Origin of the sequence: Neobacillus sp. NPDC058068, from assembly GCF_042885335.1 — a bacterium.
Lineage (GTDB): Bacteria > Bacillota > Bacilli > Bacillales > Cytobacillaceae > Neobacillus.
This window is the reverse complement of sequence record NZ_JBHVSI010000018.1, coordinates 110024-132467: the sequence shown is the minus strand read 5'-3', so window position 1 is coordinate 132467 and position 22444 is coordinate 110024. Positions and strand designations below refer to the sequence as shown.

Sequence of the window (22444 nt, the reverse complement as noted above, 5' to 3'; positions counted from 1 at the left end):
GTATTAGGCACGCCGCCAGCGTTCGTCCTGAGCCAGGATCAAACTCTCCAAGAAAGTTGATTAGCTCATTTGTTACGTTGGCTTAGTTTCATAAAAGAAACTAAAAATATTGTTTGTTGACGTTTTTGTTTGTTTAGTTTTCAAAGAGCAAGTTTGTTACTTCGTTCAGAAGCAACTTTACTACTATATCATGCCGTCAATCTTTCGTCAACATCTTTTTAAAAGTATTTTTTAATAACTTCGTGTTGTTAACTAGTCATTAACGACTGCTTTAATATAATAGCACTATCGAATCTTAGCGTCAACCTTTTTTCATATCTTTTTAAATAACAGAACCCTTTGCTATTTCCACATAATACATATTAGAAAGTGAATGGGATTTATCAGCATTGGGAATCAGATTAAATAAGTGGTTAGAGTCCAAATTTCAGCTATAGATCCTCTTAATAAAGACGTTTTTTATCTACTATTTATTGAAATAAACGTAAAAAGGAGAAACAGATGTACCGTTCAATCCGAAAACTTTTCAACCTTTATTTTCTCGTCATGATGTTTCTGTTCACACTAGCCTTTTTTAACATTTTCTATAAGTTAGGGGATTTTCCGATTTACAGTTGGGATGAGGCAAGGCATGGGATTAATGCGTATGAAATGTTTAAAAAAGGAAACTACATTGTCAGTACATATATGAATAGCATCGATTATTGGAATTTAAAACCTCCACTCAGTTTCTGGGCAAATATTGCTGGCTTTAATCTAGCAGGTTTCAACGCTTATGGACTAAGACTTTTCTCAGCTATTTCTGCCATGCTTACCATTATTGTTACTGCTGCATTCACATACAAAACATTCGGGAAAATCGCTTCAATGCTTACAACGCTAACCTTAACTACGTGCACACAACTATTAATTAATCATAGTGCGAGAACAGGTGACGCCGATTCACTTTTTGTTTTTTTCTTTACATTTGCGATCATTTCACTTTTGCTGAGTGAACAAGGAGACATTTGGTTATATCTGTCAGGTGTTGCCTTTGCACTCGCCTTTTTAACAAAAAGCTGGCACGCAGGTAATATCGCGGGCATTATTGGGTTATATCTCTTATTAAACGGGAGGTGGAAAAGACTCACTTCAGTAAAGTGGCTATTGTTATTACATTGCATGTTCCTTCCTATTATTATATGGGGGAGTTTAAGGTACCAATACGATGGTATTGAATTTTTTAAGACAATGATCAACTACGACCTGCTGCACAGGTCTTCCTCTCCTATCGAAGGGCATGTTGGCGGGAAATTTTTCTATTTTCAAGTATTTTGGAGATTTTTTAAGTTTTGGCTTATTCTCCTGGTTGGACTGGTGTTTGTTTATTTTTTTAAGGATTTATCATTTGATTTTCTTAAAACGAAAAAAAGGGCCACTATTATCGGTATTGGTTTGTGGCTACTGATCCCATTTTTACTTTTTACTTTTGTTAAAACGAAAATTAGATGGTATATTTTGCCTGTATATCCTCCGTTAGCAATTCTCATTGGTATTATGGGAAGCAGACTTTTGCTAAATGGAAAATTAATAAGCAAAGCGTTTCTTGTATTTTTCGTTATTATGATTTCTGTTCATTACGAATGGAGGATTCTATTACATTTAAATAACCAAACCCCCAAATTTCACCTTAGTTTAATTCAGTCCTTACATAAGATGGAGGAGCTAAAGGGAAAGAGCTTATTTATGTATCACCCAACAGGCAAACCAGAGTGGGAACAAAATATTGTATTAACAGCAAAGTTATATGGTGATTTTAATGTAGAGGATGGAGATTTGAATGATTTTCTGCAAACTGATGGTGCATTGCTCTTACTAAAAAAAAGGAAGTATACGGATGAAATATTGAAATCAAACAACTTAATTGTCGTTGCATCAAATAACTGGGGGTATATCGTCCGAAAAAATTTAAAGTTACAGGAGGATGACCAACTAGTTCTGGACTAAGGGAGCTTCTAAATGCTCTTCATGAAATCCACTGATTATCGAGTCCCTAAAGAAAAGTCAGAGACAAAGACGTAGTTGCAAGATTGCACAGTAAGAATAGCCGGCCCCTCAGCCGGCTATTGCTTATTTTCTAATCTTAATAATTCCTTCTTGTTTCAAGTCCACAAGACCTGATTTTTCAATGACCACCTTTTCACCTTCAGCTAAATTAGTAAAGACAATTGGCGTAATCGTTGAGGTTGCATGTTCTTTAATATAATCCAGATCCATTTTTAATAATGGCTGACCGATTTCAATACGATCATTTTCGGAAACTAACGTTTCAAACCCTTGACCTTTTAAGTTGACGGTATCGATACCGACATGGATTAGAATTTCACGCCCGCCATCAGATAGTATCCCAATCGCATGTTTCGTCGGGAATAGGTTCACAATTTTACCATTGACAGGCGAAACCACCATACCTTCTTCCGGTACAATCGCAAAGCCGTCACCCATCATTTTGCCGGCAAATACTTGATCCGGTACTTCTGTAATCGGTTTGATTTCCCCTTTAAGAGGTGCAGCAAATACTTCTTCACCATCAAGGTCATTTTGAAGGGCATCAGGAATTACTTCCTCAATCTGTTGTACAACGCCTTTTTCCGGTGCTTTTTCGACTACACGAAGTCTTTTTCCTTCTATTATATCTTTCATTTGACTCTTGATTGTTTCCGAACCCGGTCCAAAGATGGCTTGAATGTTGTTTCCCACTTCTAGGACACCTGCTGCACCCAGCTTTTTCAACTCTTCTTTATCAACATTCTTGACATCATTTACTGAAACACGCAGACGGGTAATACAAGCATCAAGATGGGCAATGTTTTCCTGCCCACCCATGGCATTAAGGATACTATAAGGCAAATCTCCTGCATTTCCCTTATTACTTACTTTCTCTTATTCTACCGCTTCCCGGCCTGGAGTCATTAAATTAAATTTAGTGATTGCGAATCGGAAGACAAAATAATAAATTACTGCGAAACAAAGTCCTAGTATAATAGCAATCCACCATTTCGACAGATTTTTGAAGAAACGCCATGATCATATTATTCAAATTTAATTCCGCGTAAGCCAATGAAAAAGAATAAAGCAGAGAAACCAACCAACGCCAGTGTATCCTTTACAAGGGTGGCAGAATGGAGACTTCCACTGATGATTTCCTTAAAACCTGACATCGCCCAGCTTTGTGGTACGCCTAAGGCAATTTTCTGCATGATCTCCGGGACAATATCAATCGGCCAATAAACCCCGCCGAGCATACAAGTGCTGACGATTAAAACAGCGCTGATTGCCGAGGCTTGTTGCTTTGTTTTGACGAGTCCGGCAATCATGAGGCCGAAGCCAACAACACTTAAAATCACAACCGAAGCAAACGGAATTAAATAGGTTAATTTTCCCCATGTTGTTGCAAACATCAAGTTCATCGTCGTCATCAGCACCGCGAACTGAATCCACCCCATGAAAAAGTACGCTAAGAGGTAACCGAGAATAATTTGCAGTTTGCTGGCAGGTGAAATCATCAGTCTCCCCCAAGTACCGCCCATTCGTTCCTCAAGAATGGTCGAGGCTGCTCCCGATAGACCAAACATCATAAACATGATGGCAAAACCAACAAACATTAAATTAGCTTCCACATTGTTTTGCTTATCCTTTTGAATCGTCTGCTTTTCAACCGTCACGCCCTTATTATTCGTGATTGTCTCGAGCACTTTTGGAAAAGCATCAGCTTCTAGTTTTGAAGTAGCCTGATAAGAACGGAGAACAAGTCCTGCCGTACCCTCTAAATGGGCGGACAAAGCAAGATAGCTTTCATTTTTCCGTTGCACGATAATGTCTAATAATGGCTCATTCGCTGAAATTCTTTTCCCAATATCATCAGGAATCACCACGGCGGCGGCAACATCCTGAGCGGCGACGTTTTTTTCAGCCTGTTGTCTCGTTACCTTTTTCCATTCATAATGGTGGTCCTTCGATAATAGGTTTAGAATTTGCTTGCTGTTTCCAGTATCACTAAGGACAACGTTAACAATTGGTTTATTCTGTTCCGAATTCATGGTCATACCCCCAAAGATCAAACTAAAGAGGGCAGGCATGACGAACATGAGCACCAATACTCCAGGGGATTTATAAAACTCCTTCAATCGACGGAGTAGAATCGTCCGAATTTTACGCATATTTACCTCTCCTTTCCAATGAAAGGCGAATTAAGCCAATCGCGAAGAAGAATAAGCCCATTCCAACCGATGCGGCGATTGCCGGCAGGATCTTTGAAATGACTGCACCTGACATTAAATCTAAATATGTTTGCAACGCAAGTCCATTTGGCAGAAACTTTGTGATGAACACGACCCAATCCGGAAAAACATAAAGGGGAACCATACTTCCACCTAAAGCGGCCATAATTTGTGTACCAAGCATCCCAGCAACACCAAACGATTTTTCCGTCTTCATCAATGAGCCTACCAACACACCGAGTCCGCTCGCATTGATCACAAATGCTAAGGTCATCACGATAATACCGGAAACAGAAGCTCCCCAATCAACTCCAAAAAGCAGGCTGGTACCGAGAATAATGATAAAGGCTTGCGTCAAACAAATAGTGATTAATCCAAGCATTTTTCCGAGCAGATAATTGGAGTAGGTCAAGTTCGTAAGCAGCAAGCGATTAAACACTTCCTGTTCCTTCTCGAGCACCATGGTAGAAACACCTTCGACGACCGTCATCAATAAAAACATCACACCCATGGCGGCTGCGTAATATTGAAACGAACTAACCGGCTTTGTTTTCGCATCGATAGTGGTTTCATTTATCAGCGGCTTCTTACCATAACCTTCTATGTCAATCCCACCTTGATTTCCCGCCTGAACAGGCTGGGACATTTGTGAAACGACCGCTTCAATCGGAACCAAACGGGAAAACTGCTCAATCACGTTTTGAACGATGGTTGCCTTAATAACGGTGTCAGGCACCGTTAAAAGTTGTACCTTCGTTCCTTTTCCTGACATCAATGATTCGGTGAAATCTTTGTCAATCACAATCCCAATTTCAAGTTTGTGGTCTTGAATCTTTTTATATAGTTCATCTTCCTGGTAATACTTCACTGCGATTTGCTTAGATAAATTCTTTGAAAACACTTCTTCGGTTAATACTCTACTCAGCTGACCTTGGTCTAAATTAACGACGCCGAGTGTAAACTTTTTAATCGAAACCGCTTCGTCTTCTTTCATCATATTGCCAAATGCTGAGCCTAAGATGGCAATTAACAGCAGCGGCATCATGATCAAGGTTAAAAAAGCCTTTTTATCACGAGCGACAAGCGTCAAATCCTTCACCGCCAGCCACAAAAATCTCATCGCACCCGCCCCCTAATCCCGTAAATTCCGGCCGGTTAAATGTAAAAAGACACTTTCGAGATTGGGCTCGACGATATTTACAGATGTAATCTTCGTGCCTGTTTTTGCTACCGACTGGATAAAATCAGTTAAAATAAGCTGTGGTTCTTTATGAAAGACCATTACTTGATGTTCTTGAATTTGAATATCTTTTGCTGGAAAAAGTCTTGTTAATGACTGAGCAAGTCCATCCAGATTCGAACTGTCTTTATCAATTGATAGGATGATTTTTGAATGATCGCCTATGGTTTCCCGAAGTTCACTTAAGGTACCAGAGGCGATTAACTGACCATGGTCGACAATCCCAATCCGTTCGCAAAGGTACTCAACTTCCTCCATATAATGACTGGTATAAATTATCGTCATTCCTTCGCCATTTAAGTGCTTAACAGTTTCTAGAATGTGATTTCTAGATTGCGGATCGATACCGACGGTCGGCTCATCCATGATTAATAATTCCGGACTATGTAAAATGGCCGCACCGATATTGACACGCCGCTTCATCCCGCCGGAAAAGGTCTCGACTTTGTCTTTCGCCCGTTCTGTTAATCCAATAATCTCAAGGACACGATCAACACTTTTTTCAAGCTCACTACCGGATAGATCGTACATCCTCCCCCAAAACTTTAAATTTTCCCGCGCCGACATGGCTTGATAAAGCGCAATCTCCTGGGGGACGACACCAATCCATTTCTGTGCCTGCTTTGGGTTTTTAATGACATCGATGTCTTTTATCTGAATTTCACCCGAGTTTGGCGGGAACAACCCGGTTATCATATTAATCGTCGTTGACTTTCCTGCTCCGTTTGGTCCGAGCAGCCCGTATGATTCCCCTTTTTCCATTGAAAAGTTTACGCCCTTTACTGCTTCAAAATTCCCAAAGCTTTTTCGCAAATCCTGAACGGTTAGCATGTTCATCAGCAACCACTCCTTATTTCAATCATAACTTCCACTCCCAATCATACCGAAGCGCTATGGAGAAATTTGTAAATCGGTGTCACTTTGAAAAAATAAAACAGGGAACTGCATCAGCTGCAGTTCCCTTTCACTCACTATTTTAAGAAGATAAAATACAGTACAAAAATCACAAAGAATACGTACATAATTGGGTGAATTTCTTTTGTCCGCCCTTTGACAACCATTGTAATTGGATAAAAGATAAAGCCCATCGCAATCCCTGTCGCAATACTATAGGTTAGCGGCATCGCAATCATTGTTAGGAATGCCGGAACAGCAATTTCAAACTGTTTCCAGTTAATTTTTCCTAATGAAGAAACCATCAACACCCCAACAATCACTAACGCTGGCGCTGTCACAGGTGCAGTGACGACTGATAGTAATGGAAAGAAAAAGAGCGATAAGATAAACAATCCTGCTGTAACTAATGAAGCAAATCCTGTTCTCGCACCAGCAGCAACCCCCGCTGATGACTCGATGAATGAGGTAGTTGTTGATGTCCCAAGAACGGCACCAACACTCGTTGCAACTGAATCAGAAATTAATGCTCTTCCTGCGCGAGGAAGCTTATTATCTTTCATAAGACCTGCTTGACTAGCGACGGCAACAAGCGTACCGGCATTATCAAAGAAATCGACAAACAAGAACGTAAGAATAATTCCCAGCATCGCTGTCGTGTAAAACGAGCTGTCGCCAAACGAGGAAAACGCAGCCCCAAAGGTTGGCGCTATACTTGGAACCTGGCCAACTACTTGATGTGGTACTTTAATTTCTCCAAAAATCATTCCAACAATGACCGTTAAGATCATCCCATAAAATACAGCACCTTTAATTCCCCGCGTCATCATAATGACAGATACAACAATCCCGAAAATTGCCAGCAGTGCTGGGCCTGAAGTTAAATCACCTAAGCCAACAAGTGTGGCATCATTTTTGACAATAATATGGGCGCTTTGCAACCCAACAAAGGTAATAAATAAGCCAATTCCCGCTCCAACCGCATACTTTAAATCGATGGGAATGGCATTAATAATTTTTTCACGAAGCCCCGTTAACGTAAGTAAGAAGAAAAACACTCCGGAAATCAACACGGCACCCAGTGCATGCTGCCACGGAATCCCACTGCCTAAAACAACCGTAAAGGCAAAAAAGGCGTTTAATCCCATCCCCGGTGCCAAGGCCATTGGATACTTGCCGATCAGTCCCATGATAATCGAGCCAATCGCAGCGGCTAGGGCAGTTGCGACAAATACGGCTCCATAATCCATTCTTAATGCATCAGGGAAATCTTCTACAGCGGCCAGTGATAATGTTATTGGATTTACCACCAGGATATATGCCATCGCCAAGAATGTGGTAAATCCACCGATAATCTCTCTGCGATAATTGGTCCCATATTTCTCAAACTCAAAATATTTCTGCATCTGTCTTCCCCCTATGAATCTATTGTTTTTTACGCAAAAAAACGCTCACGGTTAATCTACCGGAGCGTGACTTTAGGCATGTGCAATAAATAGAGGAAAAGACATCTGCCTCTTTATTCAAAACACTGCCTCGTAGTCAAGCCATTTACGGTGGCTCGGTAGAAACTTTTGGGCCATATTCCCAACATTATACGATGCAATTATATGATTACTTTGTTTACGTTTTTTATTTTAGCAGGAAATACCCAACTTGTAAACAAAAAATACGAACGATATTATATAAAAAAATAACATCGTTCGTATTTCAATTTAAAAAGTATACCCATACGCCGCTAAACGGGCGCTTCCGCTTTTGTTATTCCCACTCAATCGTTGCTGGCGGCTTTGAGGTGATATCATAAACAATGCGATTGACGTGCGCTACCTCATTCACAATCCGAGTTGAGATGACCTCAAGTACATCCCACGGAATCCGCGCCCAATCGGAGGTCATTCCATCAATCGAAGTAACCGCACGGATGCCGATGGTATAATCATATGTTCGTGCATCCCCCATGACACCGACACTGCGAATGTCCGGAAGTACCGTGAAATATTGCCAGATTTCGCGGTCAAGTCCGGCTTTTTTAATTTCCTCACGGAGGATCCAATCTGATTCGCGGACAATTTCCAGCTTATCCTCAGAAATTGCTCCGAGCACGCGAATGCCGAGACCAGGTCCAGGGAACGGCTGTCTCCAAACGATATCGTCAGGAATTCCGAGCTCCGTACCCAGCGCGCGAACCTCATCCTTAAACAAGGTGCTTAGCGGTTCAATTAAGGTAAACTGCATATCTTCCGGCAGCCCGCCGACATTGTGATGGGATTTAATCGTTTGTGCTGTTGCTGTCCCGCTTTCAATGATGTCCGTGTAAAGCGTTCCTTGGGCTAAAAACTCAATCCCCTCGAGCTTCGCGGCTTCATCATCAAACACATATATAAATTCGTTACCGATAATTTTCCGTTTTTTCTCCGGATCGGAAACACCTTCAAGCTTCGATAAGAATCGGTCCTTCGCATCCACCTTGATCACGTTTATTTGGAAGCCTTCCGTGAAGGTCTTCATTACGTTTTCCGCTTCATTTTTCCGAAGCAGACCATGGTCGACAAAAATACATGTCAGCTGGTCGCCAATCGCTTTATGGATGAGAACAGCGACAACAGAGGAGTCGACTCCGCCGCTTAAGGCGCAAAGAACCTTTTTATCGCCCGCTGTCTCACGAATCTTCGCGATTTCTATTTCAATGAAGCTTTCCATGGACCAATCGCCGCTGCATGCACAGACATTAAACACAAAATTCTTGAGAAGCTCATTCCCGTAAACGGAGTGGAGCACTTCAGGGTGAAACTGCACTCCGTAAAGCTTTCGTGCTTCATCACTCATTGCCGCTATCGGGCAGGATGGGTTGGTGCCGTCGACCGTAAACCCTTCCGGAGCTTCAACAACAAGGTCACCATGGCTCATCCACACAGTCTGCTCACTTGGCTGACCGTTAAATAATGCTGATTGATTCTCTATTGTCATGGTCGCTTTTCCGTATTCACTATGCTTTGCTTTTTCAACCTTGCCGTTGAAATGAACAGTCATCAGCTGCATTCCATAGCAGATTCCAAGAATCGGCAGGCCCATTTCAAAAATGGCTTCATCGCAGCGGAATGAATTTTCATCATAGACACTGTTCGGACCGCCTGAAAAAATAATCCCCTTCGGATTCATTTTGCGAATTTCTTCCGCGGTAATCGTATGCGGATGCAGCTCACTATAGACACCGAACTCACGAATTCGGCGTGTAATCAGCTGATTATATTGGCTTCCAAAGTCTAAAACAACAATTATATCTTGCTTATCCGTCAAAACAGCCACCTCAATTTTTTAAAGTTATTATAGCTTTTACTAAAATGGAAATAAAAAAACTAGAATTCTCCCCTCCAATAAAATATCAGGAAGGCAGAATTCTAGTTATCTCATAAAAATGGTAGACAGAAAAATTCTGCCTTCATAGTCAGGCCATTACAGTGGCGACCCGGTAGAGACTCTCGAACCTTATTTTCGAGGATATATGAAGGTAACAAACTCATTCAATTAATAAGACATATTGTAACAATAGGTTGTTTTTCCGGTCAAGCGATTGTCCTTTTAATTAAATTTTTCCACAATTTATAGTTCTCTTTCCATGTTCCCTTTGGCAGTTGCTGATGATAGATATATTGTTCGTAAAGGTTCGTCAATCGGGTCATCTCCCGCGTTGAATAAAACGAATCGATATAGCTGGCATAGCTCCTTAGCGTCTGGTTGTTCTTCCGCTTGATGCCAAAGCGATCCAGTTGGTTTAATAAAACTAAGTAGGCAGTACCAAAAGACTCGTCCTTGTTCTTAAAGCGGTACCGCAGCATTAAAACATATGGAAACCACTTACCGCGAATCCGATAAAGGATTCCTGCCATACCCGCCAAAAGAATAATCACTAACATGATCAGCTTCCAATTGTTTTTCAAAAATAATTGGATGTTTTTCCATAACTTATTGAAATCAAAGGACTTTTCTTCATTTTTAGGCTTGCTGGTTTCCTCCAAGTCTTTCTGCTGCGGCTTCTTCACCGGAGCAGGAGGAGGAGTCTGGTTGTTAGATGAAGTCTGGCCTGTTGTATAGTCAACATTAATCTCATTCGTGAATCCCTTCGTCGGTTCAAATGGAACCCAGCCTTGGTTTGGTAAAAATACTTCCACCCAGGAGTGGGCATTGTTATTCGTAATTTGGTAAATCTGCTTCGATTCTCCATCATTGCTGTATTCGATAAAATCTCCGCCGGTAAATCCCTTTACCCAGCGGGTTGGAATCCCAATTGTTCGGAGCATGACAGCCATCGAAGTGGAAAAATTATCGCAATAGCCTTGCTTCGTGTCAAACAAAAACTGATCGACATAGTCATCCTGTTCCCCCGGCAATGCAACCTTCTTTTGATCATAAGTATATTCCGTATTACCAAAATACCTTTCAACCGCCCGAGCTTTATCAAACCAATTATCTTTTCCGGCGGTAATTTCTTCGGTGAGCTCCTTAATTCTTGGCGGCAGCTCCTCAGGTAACTGGGTATATCTTTGATAAAATTCAGCATTCATGCTTGAAGGGTCATACCCTGTGGTTTCCCTTAAATCGAGCGCCTTATACTTTGGAACACCAAATTCTACTCGATAGTTTCTAATACCACTGTTTACAGCGGTAATCTTTTCTTTTGTCGAATCGAACTGGAACGTGTAAGGTTGTGGGGCTTTCGGTTCCACTTGCAGGATTTTTTGAATTCCCGCTGGATAAACTAAAAACGTATTGGATAATGAATTGTTGTTAAAAGACACCGTAGCCGATTCATTTATTGTTTTCACTTTATTCGGAATACCATAAACAGGAGTCAAATAACCTTCCATAAAGGTAATCGGTGTTGAACCCGAAGGAATCCACCCTTTTCCAGTATACTCTTCCTTTGTTTCAACCTTCCAATAGTTTTTGCCACTGGCTTTAACCGTGAAAACGGGATTATTATCACCAATAAACGGCCCGCCTAATCGTTCATCATTCGACCCATAACCGATCCGGCTTATGCCCCCATTGCCATCTTTTCCGCCAGTGTCTTTCGCCGCCGTGAAATACGGAACCGGATCCGGCCATATTGGTGCCGCCTTAGGGGAGGCAATGCCAATAAGAACACTAACAGCAATCATCCCCGCAACAGGAACCATCCATTTTCTTAGAAAGGACGGAGTACTGTTCACCTTTTCCTTCCGGATAATCCGGTAATAGGTCAGCATTCCCATTACGGCAAACCCGATGACAACCGTCCGGACAATCGCTGCATTGGCGCTATAGAGAGTAAACGTATCGAGAACAGTAATATAAACTAAGGTCATAAAGAAAAAGATAAAAATTCTTTGCCGATTTAACAGCCAATAATGAATTAAGTACACCATTAGCCACAGCAGGATAAAAAATAAAAGCGTGCGAAATTCATTGGATAAATCGTTCCACTGCCTAGCAAATAGCAAACTGATATTATTCACCAAATCTTTCACAAATGACATCAGCCAGCTAAACTTGAAGAACCCTTCATCATAATAAAAGCGATGAATAGAAAACAAGATAAATACCACTTTGACGATCCCCTGCCAAACCCACTTCATCTGAAGAAAGGATAAGGCAAAGGAGATAAGCAGGAAAACAATGAAGGTTTCAATATTACCCGTTGCTGTTAATTGTTCAACAGGTCTAAGCCATTCCCACAAAAGCAGGAACCCAAACGTGTATAATAGCAGTGCTGGAAAGTCCCTTTTCATCACCGTACACTCACCCCCGAAAAGGCTGCAGCGAATTCGCCTTCATGGACCATAATCACACGGACTCCACGTGCATTTGCAATCGCTATGAGCGATCGTTCACTTTCTATTGGCGCTTCTTTTTGACCTTTTATCAGAAAAAGCGTAATCGACCCTTTTCTTTGGCCAAGAAAACTTGCTTTTTCAACCAGCTGTTTCGTTAATTGGGCCGTAACGAGCATGAACGAAACCGATTGCTGGATAAACAGTCCGTCAGTCTCCAATACTTTTTCCAATGGGGTTAAACATTTTGCCTCAATTTTGGCAAGGTGGTAAAACAGCCCCTGAAGATGCCGCTCCCCGCCCCTAATCGGAAACGAGGCTCTTTCCTTACTGATTGTTAATAGCCCCGTTTGCGCGCCCTTTTTCAAAATCGCCCGCAGTAATGATGCCGTAAAGGACACAACCGGCTCAAACCGCTTATCAGGCACACAGTCCATAACAACAAAGACATCATGCGATTGCCGCTGCTCAAATTCCTTCGTCATAATCTCGTTCCGCTTTGCCGTTGCTTTCCAGTTAATCCAGGAAAAACGGTCGCCCGGCTGATAATCCCTTACCCCCACCGCCATGGTTGTGTCTCGCTGAACCCGCTCTCGTGAAGCAGTCAGTCCTTGGTCATACTGGTTTTCAAAGGGACGATAGATAAATTCTGAATAGGCTGGATAGACAATGATTTTGCCATCAACCGTAACTTTCTTTTCTTTCTCAAATAAACCTAGCGGATCGCCAATACGCAGTGTGAACGAACGAAAATAGTGCTCGCCGCGCGGAAGCTCATCAATGGAATATTCATAGGAAAATTCCTTTTTCACTCCAGGAAGCAGCAGCGCCTTCGCTTTTTGTTGTTGAGGAGCGTACTTCAACGCATCATCCAACATATCTTCAGCTAGTAAATAAAATAACGGAAACTTTCTTGACCTTTTGATCCTTACCATTACCTTTAATGGCTCGCCGGCTTTGTAATCTGTTTTCAGCAAAACCCTTGTTACTTCAAGATCTTTCAAGGAATAGAAGGATAACGCAACACAATAAACAGCAAAGGGAAGGAAGCTATAGAATAAAAACCAGCTGACAAATCCCCCCTGGAACATCGCATAGGAAAAGGTTAAAAGAATCAAAAAAAGCAACAGGATAAACTTCCATACTTTTTTGAATGGAATCCAAAGTTTCTTCATGTTACTTCACTAACCTTCGCACCGGTACGGGGACCCTGGCAACGACCCGGTTTACCACTTCTTCTGCAGAAATGCCCTCGAATTTTGCTTCTGATTTTAGGATAATCCGATGGGATAAGACAAATGGCGCTAAATATTGAATATCGTCCGGAAGCACATAATCACGGCCGTACATATAACTATAGGCTTGGGCTGCTTTCATGAGGGCAATCGAACCCCTCGGACTTGCGCCAAGATATACGCTGCCATGAGTCCTTGTCCGATTCACAATGTCAACAATATAACGTTTAATCGTCTGGTCGACAAATACGTCCTTGATTTCCTTTTGCAAATCAAGCAGACCCTCTAGGTCAACAACAGGATGAAGGTCCTCGATTGGCGGCACCTTTTGGGCACGGTTAAGAACTTCAATTTCCTCATCCAAATCTGGATAGCCCATTTTCATTTTTAATAAAAAGCGGTCGAGCTGTGCTTCAGGAAGTGGATATGTACCTTCATACTCAATCGGGTTTTGCGTCGCCATAACGAAGAAGGGCTTGTTCAACTTATGGGTCACGCCATCAATCGTGATGCTCGCTTCTTCCATCCCTTCCAGCAGCGCCGACTGAGTCTTCGGCGAGGTCCGGTTAATTTCATCAGCAAGGATAATATTCCCCATTAACGGGCCCGGACGGAATTGAAATTCCATCTCTCTCGGATTGTAAATCGAAACTCCGGTTACATCGGATGGCAGCAGGTCCGGGGTGAACTGAATTCTGCGGAAGCCCGCATTGACCGACTTTGCTAAGGCGCGAACCATCATCGTTTTCCCGACACCCGGGACGTCTTCCAAGAGCACGTGGCCCCCTGCCAGCAAAGCAACAAGACTAAGTTCGGCGACATTTCTCTTTCCAATCATCACCATTTCAATGTTAGCTAATATCTTTTCTATCGTGGGATTCATTTGTTCATAGGACATGGTGATACCTCCTTGAGCGGATTATACCGTTTTATGGCATTCAATCTATGTATTCTATCTTTAACTGGAAAATTCCTGTATAAGAAGTCACATAATATTCAAAATCCCCGTAAAGATTAGACGGAGGAGGAAAGGGGAATGTTTCAAAACTCTCGAAAAATAATGAAGAGGATGAATCTGATTGGCTGCCGCCTTTCAAATTCATCCTCTTTATTTTTTCAAGCATTGGTTGTCTTTTCGATGAAACCTATTAAAATTCTACCGATTCTAGTCGAAATCCTTCCACGACCACATCTTCATCGACCTCCAACAATAGGCACCGTTTTCCTTGGTACATTATATATTTTACATATTTCAGGTCTTTCGGGTTGATCGATACATCGGCCACCTTCGTATTGATTTTGATTGTTTTGGGAACCAAACTGCTTGCTTTGAATTCATGTTTTTCGTCTTCCACTACCTTTTTGATAGCATGTTCCACTTTGGCCGTTTCAACATTTTCGACCCCACTTACCGTTAAGATCCGTTCGATATCCCGAGAATCCAACGTAGGGGTTTCACTTTCTTCATTTTCTTTATTCTCCTGTACCAACTTATCAATTTCCTCATAGACATTAGAGATGACTTGGGAATCGACTTCGTCGCCAATCACCTCTTTTAAGATGAAATCAAAGCAGTCCTTATCTTCCTGGGCCGTAATGATTTCTTCACAATTGAGAACCTCTTCAATAAATCCGAAGTCAGGCTGATTTGCTTTACCTGCGCAATAGAGAATATGATTTACATCTGCAGCATTATCATTAAAAGCCGGGAACAGAAATCCTGACAATGGAGAATCCAAATTAATGATCGGGTCAAAGAAGTTATACGATTTGAATTCTTTCTCGATATAATCAAACGTCAAGGCTTTTTTCGGCTGATCAGTTTTGTTCAGACTGCAAAGGATAAACTCGTTGGAATAGACCTCGTCATCCCCGCCTTCTTCGGATTCCGAATTCCGTTTCCGTGTTTGTTTTCGATATTCTCCCCGGATAAACGTCACCACCGTATCAAATTCATACACAGTGTGAGCAAACATTTTTCCGACGATCTCCAGCATCCATTCTTTCCAATCATCCGTGGTATCTGCCCGTAATCCTTCAAAGAGAATAGTTTGTGAACTGTCTTCCACATCCCGCATGAATTTCAGCTCAAACACCTTGGCATCGAGATGGCCTGTCAAAACCTTTTTAAAGTTTGTCAAAAACAATTCTTGTGCTTCCTGCTCTAACATTTGAAATGGCTGACTGACATGATGGTAAACCTCACCTGATTCTTTCTGAACATAAACATTGAAGATTTCACGAATGTTCATCAGATGATTATCTAATTTAAATTGCTTGCGGATATTAGCGATGTCTTTTTTATTCACATATCTCAACTCCCATTTCCTCATTATACTAAAGGAAGGTAGAATTACTCCATTGATTTATTACTGCCTAATTGTTCACTGAAATTACATAAATTATCCATTTATACGTTTATTATCACGATATAATAATGAATAGTCCCACCAAAGTTCTCCTTTACACCTCTCTTTTCTTTTCAAAAGTCTGTGTTAAAAGTGAATGTTGATTTCCGTTCCAGGCGCGAGCGGTTCGCGGGGCGGGCGGTGAGCCTCCTCGGCGCTAAAGCGCCTGCGGGGTCTCACCTGTCCCGCTGCTCCCGCAGGAGTCTCGCGCCTTCCACTCCAATCAACATTGTGCTCAAAATCAACAATGTGCTTTAAAACAGCCTTTCAAAAAAAATCACTATGAAAGCAGGTTGATTCAATTTATGAAAAAGATTGGCAATATTTGTGATGAGGAAAAACTGCAAGTAACCGTAAAAATGAAGCATTTTGAAAATCCAAAAGAGCGTGAAGAAATGATGAAAAATTTGAAGATAGGTGCTGAGTTTGATATGAGGTACCGAGGACACTTTTTATTTTATGGGAAGGATTTCATCAGCTATAAACTCGAACGCCCCTACGACAAAGACCGCAATGAATTTCTTCGTATCTTATCAAACTTCATGAGCAATGTTTTGGAAGATGATTGCCCATCTTCATGGAAAAAGTGCAAGCGGCCGTTTTGGGAAGAACTGATTTTCACCCACTTACCTCATGTTACCAGAATTACCCCCGACCAAAAACAAGTTGAAACCTTCCTATCGCAATTAAAAATGTTTGTCCAGTGGCTTGATAAGCGGGTTGGCACAAATTGGTTTCCGGTCGTTGATAAGTATTCAAAAGAAGCTGTATCTGACCTGAAAATTTGTGAGCAAGTGCTGAACGCTCTTTTTTTGAGGGACTTCCCGCAAATCCATCAGAAAGGCTTTAGTCCCAAACAAGATGTCGAAAAAATTGAACAGAGTTTCAAGCAATGTACGAAAAGCTTGGATAGTCTTTTCGAAATCACCAGTATCATTGACCAGATTACTGTATTAATAGAATTCAATAGCAATAAAACCTTTTATGTAAAAGGCTTACCAACCCAATTAATCGTTCCTGGACTTATTATGAGTGGTGCTTTAGGCCGAAAGGGCGGTACCCTGCTTTGGGAGTGGTTTCAATCAGAGGGAATCTATCCACATAAGGGGAGGAAATATCTTAAACTTAATAGTTAAGCTAGTACAAAAAACCACCGCCTTATTTTTATAGGAAGTGGTTTTTGCTATTGATATTAATTATTTAATGACTACTTCATAGAATGAAGCGGGAATTCATAATGACGCCCGGGAAGCAAGAAGATACCTTATTTTTCATATTATAATAGTCTAGCCTGGAGAATATAATATTTTTCCGCATGGTCAACACCTATTTCTTGTCCACATTTTCTTGCCCATTCTTTAGCCCCTGCTGGTGCAATTAAATGATCTTCTTCCCGAATTTGTGACCTATGTTTTAGTAGGGCTTCTATCTTTTTATTAACTGTTTCACTTATATCAAGATATAATTCACCCAAATCTCCAATTTTAGGATATTGCCAAACCATTAAGGGATACTCAAACATGGCGATTAACTTATATTGATTATTTGGATTAGGACGCAGCGCCGCCATGCAGGCGTGAAATAAGGATCGATGGTCTTGATGGAAACTAGGATAAGGTATAAATACCATCGTAGGGCGTAAATCATTTAGATACTTATCAATCTTAGTAACAAGCTCTTTTTGGGGAACAGTATCTAGTAATCCGTCTTTATCATCATATATCACTTCAAAATCGGTACATCCAAGATAATTTAAGGCCTTCGTTAGTTCCCTTTTACGGGTTGTTGAGGTTATGGTTTTTTCATTATGACGAAAGTTAGTATGTCCTACTGCTGCAATAACAACCTTAACAACATTCCCGTGTTTACATGCTTTCTCAATAAGACCACCACAACCAAGAACTTCATCGTCGGCGTGTGGCGCTATTATTAGTATCCGCTCCTGGCCTGACTCCAGCATTGAACCACTCCCTGTAAAATATTCATTTATATTATTCTATGCACCTAATAAATGATGGAATAGGCTAACAATACATATAAGCTGTGTGTTAAATGAAGAAAATGTTTTAATATTTAGGGGTTCTCTATGTACAGTTTGTAGCAGATAAAAAATACCCTCATGAACGGAAATTTGGTTTAATCATTTCTTTAGAAGTTATAGATTATTTACCAAAGGATTCTTGCGGATTATATAAAACAGCCAATTAGGTTTTTTAATTATTTCTATTTTGTTCTTCCAAGAATATACTGCGGTATATGATAACACTTTCACCCAAAACTTTATGGAATTTTGAAAGGTGTGATAAACCAGGTGAAATCTTATGCAACTGTTTTAATTCCTTCCTATAATCCTGGGAACTATCTTAGGAAAGCAGTAGACAGTGTTTTTAAACAAACATATGAAAAATGGAAATTAATTATCATTGATGATGCATCCACGGACAATAGCCTTTCTACCATAAAAGATCGTTTGAAAGATCCCCGGGTAAAATTAATTCGCAATCCTATTAATGTAGGGCAATCGAAGGCTCAAAATGAAGGATTAAAATATGTCGATACCCCTTTTCTTCTTATGCTCGATAGCGACGATTGGTTATTCCGAGATACTTTGCAAATACTTGTAAATGAATCAAAACGAGTGTCAGATGATGTTGCTCTTATTTGTGGAAATAAAAGAATTATCTATGAAGATAAGGACGGAAAGATAATCGATGAGAGAACCAGGGAATATGGACGTGATTTCGATGACAAATACGAGTTCATCCTAGCCAATTATGTTCCATATCCTAGATTTTATCGAACAGCCGCACTAAGGTATGTTGGAGGTTGGCCTACGGATGATCCATATGAGGGCAGATACTTGGAAGATCAGAGAATGGACCACAGACTAATTGAGCATTTTAAAATCCATTGGATTGATTATATGCTATACAATTATCGGCGTCACAGCAGCAATACGAGTAGTAACCTCGCCATTATGAATGAGATGTATGAATGGCTTGTTCTGGATTCACTGAAACGATGGGGAGATCATTATCAACCAGTTTTCGAATACAGCCATGGTTGGTTGCTGTCGAAAAAACTTATCCCCAAAATAATTGAGGACTAAAGTTTATATTTGGTAACTGGGGTTTCATTTTTTGTTAAAAATATTATACGAACAATTACTTTTAAAAGGGAGTGCTCAAATGAAAGACTTTTCATTAGTACCTGTCAGTACGATGTTTGGTTTTGATCGTGGCAAACCTATAGATCGATATTACATTGAGGATTTCCTAAAACGCCATCAATCCAATATACAAGGGAATGTTCTTGAAGTAGGTGATAATGCATATACCCTTGAATATGGGAAAGGCGTTAGCAAAAGTGACGTTCTTGACATTATTAAAACGAAAGAATCAACCATAGTTGGAGATCTGGCAACTGGAGAGAATATCCCCGTTTCCGCTTTTGACTGCATTATCTTGACCCAAGTGATTCATGTGATTTATGATATTAAATTTGCATTAAGAAACACATTAAAGGCGCTAAAACCAGGTGGAGTTTTATTATTAACGACTACAGGCATCAGTCAATTTTGTGGATGTGACAGGTATGGAGATTACTGGAGGTTTACTGACCTTTCATTAAACATGTTACTATCCGAAATTGACAGCTCAAACGAAATAAAAATTAATACTTATGGTAACGTTGCCGTGGCTAAAGCTTTCCTTGATGGCTTTGCTTTACATGAAATCCCCCATGAATTATTACAGTATCACGATCATAATTATCAGGTCGTGGTGACTGCTTTTGTTCGAAAAGCTGCTTAATTGAACTGCCCCACCAAGCTAACGCTTGAAGCGGGAGATTTCTGCGAACACCGAGCAATTGTTCCATTATCTTAGCACGCTACCTCCGTAATTCCTACGGTTTACGAAGCGTTTAATTATTCCTCTTTTGTTCCTCCAAGAATATACTTCGGTATATGATAACACTTTCACCCAAAACTTTATGGAATTTTGAAAGGTGTGAGAATCCAGGTGAAATCTTATGCAACTGTTTTAATTCCTTCCTATAATCCTGGGAACTATCTTAGGAAAGCAGTTGACAGTGTTTTTAAACAAACATACAAAAAGTGGAAATTAATTATCGTTGATGATGCATCCACGGACAATAGCCTTTCTACCATAAAAGATCGTTTGAAAGATCCCCGGGTAACATTAATTCGTAATCCTATTAATGTAGGGCAATCGAAGACTCAAAATGAAGGTTTGAAATATGTCGATACCCCTTTTCTTCTCATGCTCGATAGCGATGATTGGTTATTCCGAGATACATTGCAAATACTTGTAAATGAATCAAAACGAGTGTCAGATGATGTTGCTCTTATTTATGGAAATAAAAGAATTATCTATGAAGATAAGGACGGAAAGATAATCGATGAGAGAACCGAGGAATATGGACGTGATTTCGATGACAAATACGAATTCATCCTAGCCAATTATGTTCCATATCCTAGATTTTATCGAACAGCCGCACTAAGGCATGTTGGAGGTTGGCCTACGGATGATCCATATGAGGGCAGATACTTGGAAGATCAAAGAATGGACCACAGACTAATTGAGCATTTTAAAATCCATTGGATTGATTATATGCTATACAATTATCGGCGTCACAGCAGCAATATGAGTAGTAACCTTGCCCTTATGAATGAGATGTATGAATGGCTTGTTCTGGATTCACTGAAACGATGGGGAGATCATTATCAACCAGTTTTCGAATACAGCTATGGTTGGTTGATGTTGAAAAAACTTATCCCCAAAATAATTGAGGACTAAAGTTTATATTTGGCAACTGGGGTTTCATTTTTTGTTAAAAATGTTTTACGAACAATAACTCTTAAAAGCCCAGTGGTAAAATGTCAAGCACAAAACAAAAAAAGACCGTCGGCAAACCCGATTTTTTCGAATTTGCCGACAGCCTGAGACGGCCGAATTGGTCGTCTTTTGTTATTCTCATTAAGCAATTTGTTCGATTTGCTCCGATAAAAGCTTGTTATAAAGCTGTAAATCTTTTGCATATAACTTCAAATAAGTTGCCATTCCTTGATTCTTCAGTTTTTCAAAGCTTGCCCAGTCAACAAGACCATATTCCCTATTCAGCTTTTCAGCATTCACCCAAGCCGTTTCTTCAAAACTGATATTCATCTCATGCTCTTCGATTAGCATAGCAAGAAGATTAGAATCACTGTATTGTTCGTATTTTGTAGAGTTTTTTTTCATTTCGTAATATTCAAGTGTTTTTGTCAGTGAATCCAATAAAGCGTCACGGTCTAACGCATGCCCTAACTCATGAAGTGTAAAAGCTTGAATATACGATTTGAGGGAGACTGGATCCTGCATTTCCGTTATTGCTTCTTCTATCCGTATATCATCATATCCTATATAGTTAAGGATAAAATTATAGCTCATATTTACCCCAGTAATCTGCTGCTTCAGTTCAATATCGATTCCAACAGTTCTTATAGTGGACTGTATTATTTGCTCAATCCACTTTTTTTCTATTTTTAACGTACTATTTTCCTCCTTGTTTTCCCATTTAATTTATCTTATGTGGCAATGATATTTTATATTCAAAATTATACCAGATGGAGTTTACCCCAACCCTATGATAATATATCATGTTAAATTTTGTTTCAATAGGTGATTCTATGTATTTCCCTTTATTTTCTAAAGGCTTTGTTAAAAGTAAATGTTGATTTCCGTTACAGGCGCTTCGCTTTCCGCGGGGCGGGCGGTGAGCCTCCTCGGCGCTAAAGCGCCTGCGGGGTCTCACCTGTCCCGCTGCTCCCGCAGGAGTCTCGCGCCTTCCACTCCAATCAACATTGTGCTTTAACACAGCATATCTAAAAAAAGCGTTCTCTTATTTAAAAAGAGAACGCCTTCTATTTTATTAGCATATCGATTTTTTTCTAGAACCAATAAGAAAAAAAGAAGCTGGCGAAAAACTAAATGTTTTCGCCAGCTTCTTACTATTTTAGGGACTATTTAGACAGCCTCGCTCTTTTGGATACTCTCTCGAATTATTATCGATGAGTTGTTTCTTACTTATTTAATCGTTGTCACGTTGTCTGGCACGTGCTTCTCCGCCTTTACGGCCAGCTTCAGCTTTGCTCATTTTTCCATTGTGGTCATTATCATTTTCGCGTTGGTTTGCACGCGCTTCGCCACCCTTTTGTCCAATTTCCTCGTAAAATTCTCTGTCATGATTTTTAGCAGTTGCTTCGCCGCCTTTGCGTCCGATCTCCTCATAGAACTCTCTGTCATGGTTTTTAGCCGTAGCTTCGCCGCCTTTGCGTCCCGCTTCTTCAACAGTCATCTTTCCATCATCGTTGTTATTTCGTTTTTTGTCAGCCATTAAAGAATCCCTCCATAATTTTACTTGAATTCTCTTACACTCTTTATATTCCCGCCCTCAATTAAATTAAACCTTTTTCTATTACTCTTAAAATTTCTCTAAATTGATAGATTATGTATCCAAGACAAAAAAAGAGGTTTCCTGTAAGTTTGCTCAACTTTGGGAACCTCATATTTTTATAATATTGGCTCTGTTG

At 40.4% G+C, this 22444-nt stretch carries 17 protein-coding genes, 1 pseudogene and 2 riboswitches; of the genes and pseudogenes, 5 read left to right on the top strand and 13 right to left on the bottom strand.

The window, feature by feature from the left end:
* Positions 1-501: 501 nt before the first annotated feature.
* Positions 502-1986 carry an ArnT family glycosyltransferase gene (locus ACFVSW_RS20635; RefSeq protein ID WP_387318490.1) on the top strand — a complete coding sequence of 495 codons (1485 nt, stop codon included), beginning with the start codon at positions 502-504 and terminating at the stop codon, positions 1984-1986.
* 123 nt (positions 1987-2109) lie between these two features.
* Here the strand turns inward: ACFVSW_RS20635 and ACFVSW_RS20630 are convergent.
* The 10 genes and pseudogenes from ACFVSW_RS20630 to ACFVSW_RS20585 all read right to left on the bottom strand — a co-directional run.
* Positions 2110-3033: pseudogene (locus ACFVSW_RS20630) on the bottom strand (glucose PTS transporter subunit IIA); the annotation flags it as partial.
* Between the two features lie 38 nt (positions 3034-3071).
* Positions 3072-4199 (bottom strand): ABC transporter permease, encoded by a 1128-nt coding sequence (locus tag ACFVSW_RS20625; protein ID WP_387318489.1) that lies wholly within the window; start codon positions 4197-4199, stop codon positions 3072-3074.
* Positions 4192-5379 (bottom strand): ABC transporter permease, encoded by a 1188-nt coding sequence (locus ACFVSW_RS20620; protein WP_387318488.1) that lies wholly within the window; start codon positions 5377-5379, stop codon positions 4192-4194. Before ACFVSW_RS20620 ends, ACFVSW_RS20625 begins: the two co-directional genes overlap by 8 nt.
* Positions 5380-5391: 12 nt before the next feature.
* Positions 5392-6330, bottom strand: coding sequence for an ABC transporter ATP-binding protein (locus ACFVSW_RS20615; RefSeq protein WP_387318492.1), 939 nt, complete (start codon positions 6328-6330; stop codon positions 5392-5394).
* A gap of 140 nt (positions 6331-6470) precedes the next feature.
* The gene (locus tag ACFVSW_RS20610) at positions 6471-7799 is read right to left on the bottom strand and encodes an NCS2 family permease (protein ID WP_387318487.1); all 1329 of its coding nucleotides are present in this window, start codon (positions 7797-7799) and stop codon (positions 6471-6473) included.
* A 113-nt stretch (positions 7800-7912) separates the two neighbouring features.
* A riboswitch (purine riboswitch) is annotated at positions 7913-8014 on the bottom strand.
* A 140-nt stretch (positions 8015-8154) separates the two neighbouring features.
* Entirely contained in the window at positions 8155-9693 is a 1539-nt protein-coding gene (guaA, locus tag ACFVSW_RS20605; RefSeq protein ID WP_387318486.1) for a glutamine-hydrolyzing GMP synthase, read from the bottom strand.
* 125 nt (positions 9694-9818) lie between these two features.
* A riboswitch (purine riboswitch) is annotated at positions 9819-9922 on the bottom strand.
* A 37-nt stretch (positions 9923-9959) separates the two neighbouring features.
* The gene (locus tag ACFVSW_RS20600) at positions 9960-12164 is read right to left on the bottom strand and encodes a transglutaminase TgpA family protein (RefSeq protein WP_387318491.1); all 2205 of its coding nucleotides are present in this window, start codon (positions 12162-12164) and stop codon (positions 9960-9962) included.
* Positions 12164-13381 (bottom strand): DUF58 domain-containing protein, encoded by a 1218-nt coding sequence (locus ACFVSW_RS20595; protein WP_387318485.1) that lies wholly within the window; start codon positions 13379-13381, stop codon positions 12164-12166. Before ACFVSW_RS20595 ends, ACFVSW_RS20600 begins: the two co-directional genes overlap by 1 nt.
* A 1-nt stretch (position 13382) precedes the next feature.
* Entirely contained in the window at positions 13383-14339 is a 957-nt protein-coding gene (locus ACFVSW_RS20590; RefSeq protein WP_387318484.1) for an AAA family ATPase, read from the bottom strand.
* Between the two features lie 250 nt (positions 14340-14589).
* Positions 14590-15750 (bottom strand): DUF4317 domain-containing protein, encoded by a 1161-nt coding sequence (locus ACFVSW_RS20585; protein ID WP_387318483.1) that lies wholly within the window; start codon positions 15748-15750, stop codon positions 14590-14592.
* 404 nt (positions 15751-16154) lie between these two features.
* On the opposite strand from ACFVSW_RS20585, the gene ACFVSW_RS20580 reads away from it, so the two are divergent.
* Complete coding sequence (locus ACFVSW_RS20580; protein WP_387318482.1) at positions 16155-16985, top strand: hypothetical protein; 831 nt, start codon at positions 16155-16157, stop codon at positions 16983-16985.
* A gap of 140 nt (positions 16986-17125) precedes the next feature.
* On the opposite strand, the gene ACFVSW_RS20575 is transcribed toward ACFVSW_RS20580, so the two are convergent.
* Positions 17126-17809: a PIG-L deacetylase family protein gene (locus tag ACFVSW_RS20575; protein WP_387318481.1), complete on the bottom strand. Its 684-nt coding sequence runs from the start codon at positions 17807-17809 to the stop codon at positions 17126-17128.
* A 351-nt stretch (positions 17810-18160) separates the two neighbouring features.
* On the opposite strand from ACFVSW_RS20575, the gene ACFVSW_RS20570 reads away from it, so the two are divergent.
* The 3 genes from ACFVSW_RS20570 to ACFVSW_RS20560 all read left to right on the top strand — a co-directional run bounded on the left by ACFVSW_RS20570 (position 18161) and on the right by ACFVSW_RS20560 (position 20669).
* Entirely contained in the window at positions 18161-18958 is a 798-nt protein-coding gene (locus ACFVSW_RS20570) for a glycosyltransferase family 2 protein (RefSeq protein WP_387318480.1), read from the top strand.
* A 31-nt stretch (positions 18959-18989) separates the two neighbouring features.
* Complete coding sequence (locus ACFVSW_RS20565) at positions 18990-19661, top strand: methyltransferase domain-containing protein (RefSeq protein WP_387318479.1); 672 nt, start codon at positions 18990-18992, stop codon at positions 19659-19661.
* Between the two features lie 210 nt (positions 19662-19871).
* A complete protein-coding gene (locus ACFVSW_RS20560) occupies positions 19872-20669 on the top strand; it encodes a glycosyltransferase family 2 protein (RefSeq protein WP_387318478.1) in 798 nt (265 codons plus the stop codon).
* Positions 20670-20849: 180 nt separating this feature from the next.
* Here the strand turns inward: ACFVSW_RS20560 and ACFVSW_RS20555 are convergent, their stop codons facing one another.
* Together ACFVSW_RS20555 and ACFVSW_RS20550 are read right to left on the bottom strand one after the other, a co-directional pair.
* A complete protein-coding gene (locus ACFVSW_RS20555) occupies positions 20850-21302 on the bottom strand; it encodes an integrase (RefSeq protein ID WP_387318477.1) in 453 nt (150 codons plus the stop codon).
* A gap of 640 nt (positions 21303-21942) precedes the next feature.
* On the bottom strand, positions 21943-22248 hold the full coding sequence (locus tag ACFVSW_RS20550) for a KGG domain-containing protein (RefSeq protein ID WP_483872425.1): 306 nt from the start codon (positions 22246-22248) through the stop codon (positions 21943-21945).
* Positions 22249-22444: the final 196 nt, after the last annotated feature.